A 15,242-nucleotide genomic window follows, 5' to 3' on the forward strand; every position below is an offset into this window, starting at 1 on the left:
GCCGACGGAGTCGACGGTTGATGCCACGGCCAGTGAGCCGTTGTCGGGTTCGTGTGTTCCGATCGGTCGGCCGGTGGTCAACACCCGGGTGTATGTGCTGGATGAGAACCTGCTGCAGGTGCCGCAGGGTGTTGCGGGTGAGTTGTACATTGCGGGTCGGGGTCTGGCGCGTGGTTATCTGAACCGGCCGGGGTTGTCGGCGGAGCGGTTCGTGGCGGATCCGTTCGGTGGGGCCGGGGGCCGGATGTACCGGACGGGTGATCTGGTGCGGTGGAACCGGGACGGTGAGCTGGAGTACCTGGGCCGGACGGATGAGCAGGTGAAGATCCGTGGGTTCCGGATCGAGCCGGGTGAGGTGCAGGCTGTGCTTGCGCGGCGTCCTGAGGTCGCCCAGGCGGTGGTGGTTCCGCGTGAGGATCAGCCTGGTGACACCCGGCTGGTGGCGTATGTCGTTCCGGACGCGGGTGATGGTGCTCAGGTTGATGCCGTCGAGCAGGTTGCGGACTGGCGGGAGTTGTACGACTCGGTGTACGGCCGGCCCACTGCGCCTCTGGGTGAGGATTTCGCGGGTTGGGACAGCTCGTACACGGGTGAGGCGATCCCGCTGGAGGAGATGCGGGAGTGGCGTGCGGCGACGGTGGAGCGGATCCGTTCCCACGCGCCGCGGCGGGTGCTGGAGATCGGTGTCGGTTCGGGTCTGCTGATGGCGCCGCTGGCGCAGGAGGTGGAGTCCTACTGGGGCACCGATCTGTCGCAGGCCGTGGTGACGCGTCTCATCGGGCAGGTCGCGGAGCGGGGCTGGGAGCATGTCCGGTTGCGCTGCCAGAGTGCGGAGGACTTCACCGGTCTGCCGGCGGGCTACTTCGACACGATCGTCATCAACTCCGTCGCGCAGTACTTCCCGAACCAGGACTACCTCACCTCCGTCCTCACCCAGGCGTTCCACCTTCTCGCCGAGAGCGGCCGGATCGTCCTGGGCGACATCCGCCACGCCGGACTGCTGCGCACCCTCCAGAGTGCCGTGCAGGCGCCGAGGGCCACCAGTGCCGCGCAACTGCGCTCGGCGGTGGAGCACGCGTTGGTGGTGGAGAAGGAGCTCCTGGTCCACCCGGACTACTTCACCGCCTTCGCCGCCACCCACCGTGCGGGTGTGGACATCCGCCTCAAGCGCGGTTCGGCGCACAACGAGCTCACCCGTCACCGCTACGACGTCACCCTCCACAAGAACCCGGCGGAGCTGACCGACATTGCCGGGCTGGGTGACCTGGCCGACCTGCCGATTCTGCACTGGGGGAGCGACCTCACGACCTTGGAGCAGCTTGGGGAGCGGCTGGCCGAAGGCGGCCTTCGTGTGGTGGGTGTTCCCAACGCGCGTCTGACGGGTGAGGCGGCCGCCGTCGAGGCCCTGGACGCCGGGGAGGACCTGGCCGCCGTGCGGTCGGCGCTCGGCTCGGGTGCCGGGATCGACCCGGAGGCCTTCCACCGGTGGGCCACCGAACGTGGCTTCGAGGCGGTCACCACGTGGAGCTCCGAGCAGCCGGCCGCGTTCGACGCGGTCCTGCTGGACGCGGTCGACGCCCAAGCGGTGACCGGCATCTACCGATCCTCCGGGGGCGGTTCTGCTCTGACGAACACTCCGGCGCGGGCGCGGACCAGTGGGGCGTTGGTGACGGCTCTGCGGCAGGTGTTGCAGGCGCAGTTGCCGGACTACATGGTGCCGTCGGCGATCGTCACCCTCGACCACATTCCGCTGACCCCGAACGGGAAGATCGACCGCAAGGCCCTTCCCGCGCCGGACTACGCGTCCGCGGGTGGTGGCCGTGCGGCTCGTACGCCGCAGGAGGAGATCCTGTGTGCGCTGTTCGCCGAGGTCCTGGGCGTGCCCGGTGTCACGGTGGACGACGACTTCTTCGCTCTCGGTGGCCATTCGCTGCTGGCGACCCAGCTCGGCAGCCGGATCCGGACCACCCTCGGCACCGAGATGCCGCTCCAGACGCTCTTCGAGGCGCCGACCGTCGCCAAGCTCTCCGCGCGGCTCGACGAGGGCGCGACGCGTCCCGCTCTTGTCGCGCTGCCCCGGCCCGAGGTGCTGCCGCTGTCCTTCGCCCAGCAGCGGCTGTGGTTCCTGCACCAGCTCGAAGGCCCTTCGGCCACCTACAACATGCCGCTCGCCCTGCGGCTGACCGGTGACCTGGACCGGCAGGCACTGGGGGAGGCCATCAACGACGTGATCTCCCGGCACGAGGCGCTGCGCACGGTCTTCGAGGAGGTTGACGGGCAGCCCCGTCAGCGCGTCCTCGACCCCGCGCAGGCCCGTATCGACCTGCACGTCCAGCAGGTCGGCCAGGCCGACGTCATGCAGGTGCTGGACCAGGCCGCCCGCCACGAGTTCGACCTTTCGGTCCAGGTGCCGCTGCGCGCCGAGCTGTTCACCGTCAGCCAGGGTGAGTCGGTGCTGCTGCTGGTGCTGCATCACATCGCCGGTGACGGCTGGTCCATGGGCCGGCTTGCCCAGGACCTGGTCGCCGGGTACTCCGCGCGCCTGACCGGCGCCGAGCCCGACTGGCCGCAGCTGCCGGTGCAGTACGCCGACTACACGCTGTGGCAGCGCGACCTGCTCGGTGACGACACCGATCCGGACAGCCCGTTCGTCCGCCAGCAGCGGTACTGGGCCGAGCAGTTGGCCGGTCTGCCGGAGCAGGTCACCGTTCCCGCGGACCGTCCCCGCCCGGCCGTGGCCAGCTACGCCGGTGACGTCAGCACCTTCGGTATCGACGCCGACCTGCACCAGGCGCTGTCCGAGCTGGCCCGCTCCACCGGAACCACCATGTACATGGTGCTGCAGGCGTCCTTCGCCGCTCTGATGACCCGCCTCGGCGCCGGGAGCGACATCCCGCTCGGCGCGCCGATCGCCGGGCGCACCGACGAGAACCTCGACCAGCTGATCGGGTTCTTCGTCAACACCCTGGTGCTGCGGACCGACACGGCGGGCAACCCGGCCTTCACCGACCTGCTCGCGCAGGTCCGCCGGACCAGCCTGGAGGCCTACGCCCACCAGGACATCCCGTTCGAGCACCTGGTGGAGAAGCTCAACCCGCACCGCTCCTCCAGCCATCACCCGCTGTTCCAGATCTCCCTGGGACTCCAGAACACCCAGCAGCCGTCCTTCGACCTGCCCGGACTGCACGTCGAGTCCGGCGGTATCGGTACCGGTACCGCGCGATTCGACCTCGCCATCGTCGTGACCGAGGAGCGTGGCGACAACGGCGAGCCCTCCGGCATGAACGGTGTGATCGAGTTCGCGACCGACCTGTACGACCGGTCGACGATCGAGGCGCTGACCGCGCGCTGGGCCCGACTGTTGAAGGCGGTCGCCGCCGACCCGTCCCGGCCCATCGGCTCGCCGGACATCCTCACCCCCGGCGAGCACAGCCAGCTCCGCGACTGGTCGGCCACCCCCCGCCCCGAGATCGCCGACGCCACCCTGCCCGAGCTGTTCGAGGCCCGGACCAAGGCGGGCCCGGACACGACCGTCCTCGACACCGGCGATGTGACCTGGAGCTACGCCGAGCTGAACGCCCGTGCCAACCAGATCGCGCACTGGCTGATCAGCCGCGGCATCGGCACCGAGCAGCTCGTCGGCCTGGCGCTGCCGCGCGGCGCCGAACTGTTCGCGGCGATCCTGGGTGTGGTGAAGGCGGGTGCCGGTTATCTGCCGGTCGACCCGGACTACCCGGCCGACCGCATCGCGTACATGCTCACCGACGCTGCTCCCGCCCTGCTGCTCAGCACCGACCGGTTGGCGCAGGAACTCTCCGGCAACGAGACCGAGATCGTCCCCCTCCGGGCCTACTCGGCCGACGCGGACCGGCAGCCGACCAGCGACCCGACCGACGTGGACCGGGTCGCCCCGCTCACCCCCCGCCACCTCGCCTACACCATCTACACCTCCGGCTCCACCGGCCGACCCAAGGGCACCACCGTCACCCACATCGGACTGGCCAGCCTCGCCGCCACCCTGGGCGATCGCTCCGCCACCGGCCCCGACAGCCGGACCCTGCAACTGGCCTCGCCCAGCTTCGACGCCTCGATGCTGGAATTCCTCATGGCCATCAGCAACGGCGGCACCCTCGTCCTGCCTCCGCCCGGCCGTCTCGCCGGCGAGGAACTCGGGCGCGTCCTCGCCGATCGGCGGATCACCCACGCCTTCATCCCGCCGTCCATCCTCGACACCGTCCCGGCCGAGATCGCACAGAACCTGCCCGACCTCGTCCACCTCCTCGTCGGCGCGGAGCCGTTCCCGCCGCACCTGGTCGAGCTCTGGGCGCCGGGCCGTGCGCTGTACAACGTCTACGGCCCGACGGAGACCACCGTCCTCACCACCATCAGCCGCCCACTCACCCAGCTGCCGACCCCGATCGGGTACCCGAACCACAACGTCCGGACCTATGTACTGGATGAACGTCTCCAGCCGACCCCTGTCGGGGTGGGCGGCGAGCTCTACATCGCCGGTAAGGGACTGACCCGTGGCTACCTCAACCGACCTGGGCTGACCGCCGAGCGCTTCGTCGCCGACCCGTTCGGCGAGGCCGGGGGCCGGATGTACCGGACGGGTGACCTGGTGCGGTGGAACCGGGACGGTGAGCTGGAGTACCTGGGCCGTAGCGACGACCAGGTGAAGATCCGTGGGTTCCGGATCGAGCCCGGCGAGGTCCAGGCCGCGCTCACCCGGCACCCGGCCGTCGCCCAGGCCGTCGTCGTCGCCCGTGAGGAGCAGCCCGGCGACACCCGCCTGGTGGCCTACGTCGTCCCGGACGCCGACGAGGGCGAACCCTCCCTGCCGCAGCTCCGCCGCGAGCTGGGGCATCAGCTTCCCGACTACATGGTCCCGGCCGCGATCATGGTGATCGACAGCATCCCGCTGACGCGGAACGGGAAGATCGACCGCAACGCCCTGCCCGCTCCCGTCTACGCGTCGGCCGGTATCGGCCGTGCGGCCCGCACCCCGCGGGAAGAGATCCTGAGCACGGCGTTCGCCGAGATCCTGGGGCTGCCCGGGGTCGGGGTCGACGACAACTTCTTCGACCTGGGTGGTCACTCGCTGCTGGCCACCCGTCTGATCAGCCGTATTCGTACGGCACTTGGCACCGAGATCCCGCTGCGCGCGATCTTCGAGGCCCCGACCGTGGCCCAGCTTGCCCGGCGATTGGCCGACCACGCGGGCGATCTGCGCCCCGCGCTCGAGCCGGTCGCCCGGCCTGAGGTGCTGCCGCTGTCGTTCGCCCAGGAGCGACTGTGGTTCCTGCACAAGCTCGAAGGCCCTTCCGCCACCTACAACATGGCCTTCGCCCTGCGCCTCACGGGCGACCTGGACGGGCATGCACTGCAGGACGCCCTCAACGATGTGATCACCCGGCACGAGGCGCTGCGTACCGTCTTCCGGGAGGTCGACGGACAGCCCAGCCAGCACATCCTTGCCCCCGACCAGGCGCGGATCACGCTGCAGGCCGTACCGAGCAGTGAAGGCATGCTCTCCGAGCAACTCGACGAAGCGGCCCGCCACGAGTTCGACCTGTCCGGCCAAGTGCCGCTGCGCGCCCAGCTGTTCACCGTCAGCCCGGCGGAGTCGGTGCTGATGCTGGTGCTGCACCACATCGCCGGTGACGGCTGGTCGCTGGCCCCGCTGGCCCGTGACCTGATCGCCGCCTACACCGCCCGTCTGACGGACGCCGAGCCCGACTGGCCGCAGCTGCCGGTGCAGTACGCCGACTACACGCTGTGGCAGCGTGACCTGCTGGGTGACGACACCGACCCGGACAGCCCGTTCAGCCGCCAGTACGGGTACTGGGCCGAGCAGTTGGCCGGCCTGCCGGAGCAGGTCACCGTTCCCACCGACCGTCCCCGCCCCACCACGGCCGGCAATGCCGGTGACGCGTGCGACTTCTCCTTCGGCGCCGACCTGCACCGGGACCTCGCCGAACTGGCACAGTCGGCCGGAGCGACGGTGTTCATGGTGCTGCAGGCATCCGTGGCCGCCCTGATGACCCGTCTCGGCGCCGGGACCGACATCCCGATCGGCTCTCCGATCGCCGGACGCACCGACGAGAACCTCGACGACCTGGTCGGCTTCTTCGTCAACACCCTGGTGCTGCGCACCGACACGGCGGGCAACCCGGCCTTCACCGACCTGCTCGCCCAGGTCCGCCGGACCAGCCTGGCGGCTCACGCCCACCAGGACACTCCGTTCCAGTACCTGGTGGAGAAGCTCAACCCGCAGCGCTCCGCCTCGCACCACCCGCTCTTCCAGGTGGCGCTCGCCCTGCAGAACAACGAGCAGGCCGACTTCGATCTGCCGGGACTGCAGGTGCGCTCGGAGAGCGCGCACACCAGCACATCGCGCTTCGACCTGATGATCACCCTGACCGAGGGGTACGGCGGCGAGCACGAGCCCGCGGGCATCGGTGGAGCCATCGAGTTCGCGACGGACCTGTACGACCGGTCGACGATCGAGGCGCTGATCGCGCGCTGGGCCCGGTTGTTGAAGGCGATCGCTGCCGACCCGTCCCGGCCGATCGGCTCGCTGGACATCCTCACGGATGGTGAGGAGATTCAGCTCCGGGACTGGGCGACCACGTCCCGGCCTGAGGTCGAGGACTCGACGCTGCCCGAGCTGTTCCAGGCCCGAGTGGCGGCCGCTCCGGACGCCATCGCGCTGGAGGCCGGGGATGTGACCTGGAGCTACGCCGAGCTGAACGCCCGTGCCAACCGGATCGCGCACTGGCTGATCAGCCGCGGCATCGGTACCGAGCAGCTCGTCGGCGTGGCGCTGCCGCGCAGTGCCGAGCAGCTTGCCGTGATCCTGGGCATCGCGAAGGCGGGTGCCGCCTACCTGCCGGTCGACCCGGACTACCCGGCCGACCGCATCGCGTACATGCTCGCCGACGCTGCTCCCGCCCTGCTGCTCACCACCGGGCGGCTGGCGCAGGAGCTGCCGGGCGGGCTGGACGTCGACGAGCTGGCCGAGGTCTGGGACGGGCAGCCCGTCACCGACCCGACGGATGCGGACCGGATCGCCCCGCTGACGGCGGCGAACACCGCGTACACCATCTACACCTCCGGCTCCACCGGCCGGCCCAAGGGCGTCACCGTCACCCACACGGGTCTGGCCTCGCTAATCGTCACTCTGGTCGAGCGCTGCGCCCTCGGCGAGGACAGCCGGGTGCTGCAGTTCACCTCTGCCAGCTTCGACGTCTCCGTCATCGAGCTGATGCTCGGATTCACCGTCGGAGTCACCCTGGTCGTGCCGCAGATTCCCCGACTGGCCGGTGAGGACCTTGCCCAGGTGCTCTCCGCCCAGCGGATCAGCCACGCTTTCCTTCCGCCGTCGGCCCTGGCAAGCCTGCCGTCCGGCACCGAAACCACCCTGCCCGACCTCGGCACCGTCGTCGTGGCCGGCGAGGCGTGCCCGCCCGACCTGGCCGAGCGCTGGTCGCAGGGACGCCGGATGATCAACGCCTACGGACCGACCGAAACCACCATCTACGCTTCGACTGGCGGTCCGCTGTCTGGTCCGAAGGCCCCGATCGGGCAGCCTGTCGTCAACACCCGGGTGTATGTGCTGGATGAGAACCTGCTGCAGGTGCCGCAGGGTGTTGCGGGTGAGTTGTACATTGCGGGTCGGGGTCTGGCGCGTGGTTATCTGAACCGGCCGGGGTTGTCGGCGGAGCGGTTCGTGGCGGATCCGTTCGGTGGGGCCGGGGGCCGGATGTACCGGACGGGTGACCTGGTGCGGTGGAACCGGGACGGTGAGCTGGAGTACCTGGGCCGGACCGACCACCAGGTGAAGATCCGTGGGTTCCGGATCGAGCCCGGCGAGATCCAGGCCGCCCTCACCAGGCACCCGGAGGTCGCCCAGGCGGTGGTGGTTCCGCGTGAGGACCAGCCTGGTGACACCCGCCTGGTGGCCTACATCGTTCCCGAGACCGGCGGTGGTGCCGAGGTCGACACCACCGAACAGGTCGAGGACTGGCGGGAGTTGTACGACTCCCTGTACGGCCGGCCCACCGCGCCTCTGGGTGAGGACTTCGCGGGTTGGAACAGCTCGTACACGGGTGAGGCGATCCCGTTGGAGGAGATGCGGGAGTGGCGTGCGGCGACGGTGGAGCGGATCCGTTCCCACGTGCCGCGGCGGGTGCTGGAGATCGGTGTCGGTTCGGGTCTGCTGATGGCGCCGTTGGCGCAGGAGGTGGAGTCCTACTGGGGCACTGATCTGTCGCAGGCTGTGGTGACGCGTCTCATCGGGCAGGTTGCGGAGCGGGGCTGGGAGCATGTCCGGTTGCGCTGCCAGAGTGCGGAGGACTTCACCGGTCTGCCGGCGGGCTACTTCGACACGATCGTCATCAACTCCGTCGCGCAGTACTTCCCGAACCGGGACTACCTCACCTCCGTTCTGACGCAGGCCCTGGGGCTGCTGGCGGACGGCGGCCGGATCGTCCTCGGTGACATCCGCCACCTGGGACAGCTGCGCACCTTCCACACCGCGGTCCAGGCAGCGCGGGCGACCGGCACCACTCAGCTTCACGCTTCGGTGGAGCACGCGTTGGTGGTGGAGAAGGAACTCCTGGTCCACCCGGACTACTTCACCGCCTTCGCCGCCGAGCGTGGTGCGGGTGTGGACATCCGGATCAAGCGCGGTTCGGCGCACAACGAGCTCACCCGTCACCGCTACGAGGTCACCCTCCACAAGGCCGCGGAGGCGCTGACGGATCTCGCCGGTGTGCCGGTGGTGCGTTGGGGGAGCGATGTGGCGGCCCTGGAGGAGCTTGGGGACCGGCTGGCCGAAGGCGGCCTTCGTGTGGTGGGTGTTCCGAACGCGCGTCTGACGGGTGAGGCGGCTGCCGTCGAGGCCCTGGACGCCGGGGAGGACCTGGCCGCCGTGCGGTCGGCGCTCGGCTCGGGTGCCGGGATCGACCCGGAGGCCTTCCACCGGTGGGCCGCCGAGCGTGGCTTCGAGGCGGTCACCACGTGGAGCTCCGAGCAGCCGGCCGCGTTCGACGCGGTCCTGCTGGACACGGTCAACGGCCTGGCGGTCACCGGTACTTACCGGCCGGGGCGGCTGGGTTCCGCTCTGACCAACTCCCCGGCGCGGGCGCGGACCAGTGGGGCGTTGGTGACGGCTCTGCGGCAGACGCTGCAGGCCCAGCTGCCGGACTACATGGTGCCGTCGGCGATCGTCACCCTCGACCACATCCCGCTGACCCCGAACGGCAAGATCGACCGCAAGGCCCTTCCCGCACCGGACTACACATCCACCGCTGGTGGCCGTGCACCGCGCACGCCGCAGGAGGAGATCCTGTGTGCGCTGTTCGCCGAGGTCCTGGGCGTGCCCGGTGTCACGGTGGACGACGACTTCTTCGCTCTCGGCGGCCACTCGCTGCTGGCGACCCAGCTCAGCAGCCGGATCCGGACCACCCTCGGCACCGAGGCGCCGCTCCAGACGCTCTTCGAGGCGCCCACCGTCGCCAAGCTCGCGCCGCGTCTGACCCAGGACAGCGAGCTGCGTCCGCCGCTCCTGCCCGCCACCCGGCCCAACCCCCTCCCCCTCTCCTACGCTCAGCAGCAACTCTGGTTCCTGCACCAGATGGAGGGGCCGTCGGCCACCTACAACATTCCGTTGGTGCTGCGGCTGACCGGTCAGCTGGATCAGCAGGCGCTGCGGGAGGCCATCAACGACGTGATCTCCCGGCACGAGGCGCTGCGCACGGTCTTCGAGGAGGTTGACGGGCAGCCCCGTCAGCGCGTCCTCGACCCCGAGCAGGCCCGTATCGACCTGCACGTCCAGCAGGCCGACCAGGCCGACGTCATGCAGGTGCTGAACCAGGCCGCCCGCCACGAGTTCGACCTTTCGGTCCAGGTGCCGCTGCACGCCGAGCTGTTCACCGTCAGCCCGACGGAGTCGGTGCTGCTGCTGGTGCTGCACCACATCGCCGGTGACGGCTGGTCGCTGGCGCCGCTGGCCCGCGACCTGGTCGCCGGGTACTCCGCCCGGCTGGAGGGTGCGGCACCGCAGTGGCCGCAGCTGCCGGTGCAGTACGCCGACTACACGCTGTGGCAGCGCGACCTGCTCGGCGACGACACCGATCCGGACAGCCCGTTCGTCCGCCAGCAGCGGTACTGGGCCGAGCAGTTGGCCGGTCTGCCGGAGCAGGTCACCGTTCCCGCGGACCGTCCCCGCCCGGCCGTGGCCAGCTACGCCGGCGACTCCATGACCTTCGGTATCGACGCCGACCTGCACCAGGCGCTGTCCGAGCTGGCCCGCTCCACCGGAACCACCATGTTCATGGTGCTGCAGGCCTCCTTCGCCGCTCTGATGACCCGCCTCGGCGCCGGGACCGACATCCCGCTCGGCGCGCCGATCGCCGGGCGCACCGACGAGAACCTCGACCAGCTCATCGGGTTCTTCGTCAACACTCTCGTGCTGCGGACCGACACGGCGGGCAACCCGGCCTTCACCGACCTGCTCGCGCAGGTCCGCCGGACCAGCCTGGAGGCCTACGCCCACCAGGACATCCCGTTCGAGCACCTGGTGGAGAAGCTCAACCCGCACCGCAGCACCACGCACCATCCCCTGTTCCAGGTCATGCTCGCCCTCCTCAACACCGAGCAGCCGAACTTCGAACTGCCCAACCTGCAGGCGGAGCCGGCCGGCGTGGCCTTGGGCACGTCCAGGTTCGACATGTTCATCAACATGGGCGAGCACCGGGACGACAACGGCACCCCGGCCGGCATGTTCGGCACGGTCGAGTTCGCCACCGACCTGTACGACCGGTCGACGATCGAGGCGCTGACCGCGCGCTGGGCCCGGCTGCTCAAGGCGGTCGCCGCCGACCCGTCCCGGCCCATCGGCTCGCTGGACATCCTCACCCCCGGCGAGCACCACCAGCTGCGTACCTGGGCGGCCACCCCCCGGCCTGAGATCAGCGACGCCACTCTGTCGGAACTGTTCCAGGCCCGAGTGCAGGCCACTCCTGATGCCACCGCCCTGGAGGCCGGGGACGCGACCTGGACGTACGCCGAGCTGAACGCCCGTGCCAACCGGATCGCGCACTGGCTGATCAGCCGGGGCATCGGTACCGAGCAGCTCGTCGGCCTGGCGCTGCCGCGCAGCGCCGAGCAGCTCGCCGTGATCCTGGGCATCGCGAAGGCGGGTGCCGCCTACCTGCCGATCGACCCGGACTACCCGGCCGACCGCATCGCGTACATGCTCGCCGACGCCGCTCCCGCCCTGCTCCTCACCACCGACCGGTTGAGCGAGAACCTCCTCGCCGCTGCCGGCACCGGCGGCGAGATCCTCACGATCGAGTCCCAGGCGAAGCGGTGGGACGACCAGCCCACCACCGACCCGACCGACGTGGACCGGATCGCCCCGCTCACCCCGGCGAACACCGCCTACACCTTCTACACCTCCGGGTCCACCGGTCGACCGAAGGGCAGCGTCATCGCCCACTCCGGGCTGGCCGACCTCATAACCACCGCAGTCGAGCGGTGTGAGGCCGGTCCCGACAGCCGCGTCCTGCAACTGGCCTCGCCCAGCTTCGACCCCGCTGTGGTCGAGATCTTCATGGCCTTCGCCGCAGGCGCAACCCTTGTACTGCCGTCCGGCGGCCGCCTCGCCGGCCTTGAGCTGGCCAGGGTCATCGCCGACCGGCACATCACGCACGCCTTCATCACGGCGTCGCGGCTCGCGAGCCTGCCCGAGGGAAGCGAGGCCGAACTGTCCGAGCTGGGCGTCCTGGGCATGATCGGTGAGCCCACACCGCCGGCACTGGTGGACCGCTGGTCGCCGGGCCGTCGGATGATCAACGCCTACGGACCGACGGAGTGCACCGTCTACGCGACGATCAGCCGCCCGTTCGCGGCCGGACGCGCCCCCATCGGGTACCCGATCGCCAACGCCCGAGTCCACGTGCTGGACGACTACCTGCAGCCGGTGCCCCCGGGTGTCGCGGGCGAGCTCTATGTCACGGGCAAGGGCGTGGGCCGTGGCTACCTGAACCGCCCCGGTATGAGTGCCGAGCGGTTCGTGGCGGATCCGTTCGGTGCGGCCGGGGGCCGGATGTACCGGACGGGTGACCTGGTGCGGTGGAACCGGGACGGTGAGCTGGAGTATCTGGGCCGGACCGACCACCAGGTGAAGATCCGTGGGTTCCGGATCGAGCCCGGCGAGATCCAGGCCGCGCTCACCAGGCACCCCGAGGTCGCCCAGGCCGTCGTCATCGCTCGTGAGGAGCAGCCCGGCGACGTACGTCTGATCGCCTACGTCGTGCCAAGCGGCGGAGGCGAGCCCTCACTGCCGCAGCTCCGGCAGGACCTGCGGCAGCAGCTCCCGGACTACATGGTCCCCGCCGCTGTCGTGGTCATCGATCACATCCCGCTCACCCCGAACGGGAAGATCGATCGCGCGGCGCTCCCGGCTCCCGACCACGCCCCCGTCTCCACGGGGCGTGCCCCCCGCACCCCGCGGGAAGAGATCCTGTGCGCGCTGTTCGCCGAGGTGCTGGGGCTGCCGAGTGTCGGGGTCGACGACAGCTTCTTCGACCTGGGCGGTCACTCGCTGCTGGCCACCCGTCTGATCAGCCGCATCCGCAAGACCCTGGGCATCGAAGCCCCGCTGCGGGCCTTCTTCGAGGCCCCGACCGCGGCCCAGCTGGCCGAGCGTCTGGCAGACGGTGACGAGCAGACGCGGCTCGCCCTGGCGCCGGTCACCCGGCCCGAGGCCATCCCGCTGTCGTTCGCCCAGGAGCGACTGTGGTTCATCCACAAGCTCGAGGGCCCTTCCGCCACCTACAACATGCCGCTAGCCCTGCGCCTGACCGGTGATCTGGACCGGCAGGCACTGCAGGACGCCCTCAACGACGTCATCGCGCGCCATGAATCGCTGCGCACCGTCTTCCGGGACGTCGACGGACGGGCCCGCCAGCACATCCTCGATCCCGTCCGGGCCCGCATCTACCTGAAGGTCGTCCCCGCGGACGAGGACCGGATCCACGAGCAGCTGAACCGGGCCGCGCGCCACGAGTTCGACCTGTCCGGCCAGGTGCCGCTGTACGCGGAGCTGTTCACCGTCAGCCCGGCGGAGTCTGTGCTGCTGCTGGTGCTGCACCACATCGCGGGTGACGGCTGGTCGATGGCGCCGCTGGCCCGTGACCTGATCGCCGCCTACACCGCCCGTCTGACGGACGCCGAGCCCGACTGGCCGCAGCTGCCGGTGCAGTACGCCGACTACACGCTGTGGCAGCGCGACCTGCTGGGTGACGACACCGACCCGGACAGCCCGTTCAGCCGCCAGTACGAGTACTGGGCCGAGCAGTTGGCCGGCCTGCCGGAGCAGGTCACCGTTCCCACCGACCGTCCCCGCCCCACCACGGCCGGCAACGCGGGTGAGGTCTGCGACTTCTCCTTCGGCGCGGACCTGCACCGGGATCTCGCTCAGCTGGCCCGGTCGGCCGGAGCGACGGTGTTCATGGTGCTGCAGGCATCCGTGGCCGCCCTGATGACCCGTCTCGGCGCCGGGACCGACATCCCGATCGGCAGCGGCATCGCGGGACGCACCGACGAGAACCTCGACCACCTCGTCGGGTTCTTCGTCAACACCCTGGTGCTGCGCACCGACACGGCGGGCAACCCGGCCTTCACCGACCTGCTCGCGCAGGTCCGCCGGACCAGTCTGGAGGCCTACGCCCACCAGGACGTCCCCTTCCAGTACCTGGTGGAGAAGCTCAACCCCCGCCGTTCCGCGGCACACCACCCGCTCTTCCAGGTCATGCTGGCCCTGCAGAACAACGAGCAGGCCGACTTCCAGCTCCCCGGACTGCGGGTCAGCCACGAGCCCGCGACCACGGACACGTCCCGTTTCGATCTGTTCGTCAACATCGGCGAGTTCCATGAGCGCGACGGCTCGCCCACAGGGGTCGCCGGGTACATCGAGTTCGCGACGGACCTGTACGACCGGTCGACGATCGAGGCGCTGATCGCGCGCTGGGCCCGGTTGTTGAAGGCGATCGCTGCCGACCCGTCCCGGCCGATCGGCTCGCTGGACATCCTCACGGATGGTGAGGAGATTCAGCTCCGGGACTGGGCGACCACGTCCCGGCCTGAGGTCGAGGACTCGACGCTGCCCGAGCTGTTCCAGGCCCGAGTGGCGGCCGCTCCGGACGCCATCGCGCTGGAGGCTGGTGATGTGACCTGGAGCTACGCCGAGCTGAACGCCCGTGCCAACCGGATCGCGCACTGGCTGATCAGCCGGGGCATCGGTACCGAGCAGCTCGTCGGCGTGGCGCTGCCGCGCAGTGCCGAGCAGCTTGCCGTGATCCTGGGCATCGCGAAGGCGGGTGCCGGTTATCTGCCGGTCGACCCGGACTACCCGGCCGACCGCATCGCGTACATGCTCGCCGACGCTGCTCCCGCCCTGCTGCTCACCACCGGGCGGCTGGCGCAGGAGCTGCCGGGCGGGCTGGCCGTCGACGAGCTGGCCGAGGTCTGGGACGGGCAGCCCGTCACCGACCCGACGGATGCGGACCGGATCGCCCCGCTGACGGCGGCGAACACCGCGTACACCATCTACACCTCCGGCTCCACCGGCCGGCCCAAGGGCGCCATCGTCACCCACACCGGACTGGCCTCGCTCGCCTCCACTCTGGTCGAGCGCTGCCGCACCACGGCGCAGAGCCGGGTCGTGCAGCTTGCCTCGCCCAGCTTCGACGCCTCCGTCCTGGAACTGCTGATGGCCATCAGCAACGGCGGGACCCTCGTCCTGCCCCCGCCGGGCCGTCTCGCCGGTGAGGACCTCGCCCGAATCCTGGCCGACCGGCGCATCACCCACGCGTTCATTCCGCCGTCCATCCTGGCCACCCTCCCGGCCGAGTCGCCCAGCACGCTCACCGAGCTCTCCAGCCTCATCGTCGGTGCCGAGGCGTGCCCGCCCCACCTGGTTCCGCTGTGGGCACCGGGCCGCCACATGGCCAACCTCTACGGCCCCACCGAAACCACCATCTCCACCACCATCAGCCGCTCCCTCACCGAGCCCTACACGCCCATCGGCGCTCCCAACCACAACACCTACGCCCACGTCCTCGACGAGCACCTGCAGCAGGTGCCGCAGGGTGTTGCGGGTGAGTTGTACATTGCGGGTCGGGGTCTGGCGCGTGGTTATCTGAACCGGCCGGGGTTGTCGGCGGAGCGGT

Annotated in this window: 1 protein-coding gene; it reads left to right on the forward strand. The window is 70.3% G+C overall.

What is annotated here, in order from left to right; all coding sequences use genetic code 11:
- The coding region (locus tag ACFC1R_RS36925) for an amino acid adenylation domain-containing protein (protein WP_375946107.1) at nucleotides 1-15,242 on the forward strand (15,242 nt) is incomplete at both ends.

Source organism: Kitasatospora sp. NPDC056138 (genome assembly GCF_042264695.1).
In the GTDB taxonomy this organism is placed as follows: Bacteria; Actinomycetota; Actinomycetes; order Streptomycetales; family Streptomycetaceae; genus Kitasatospora.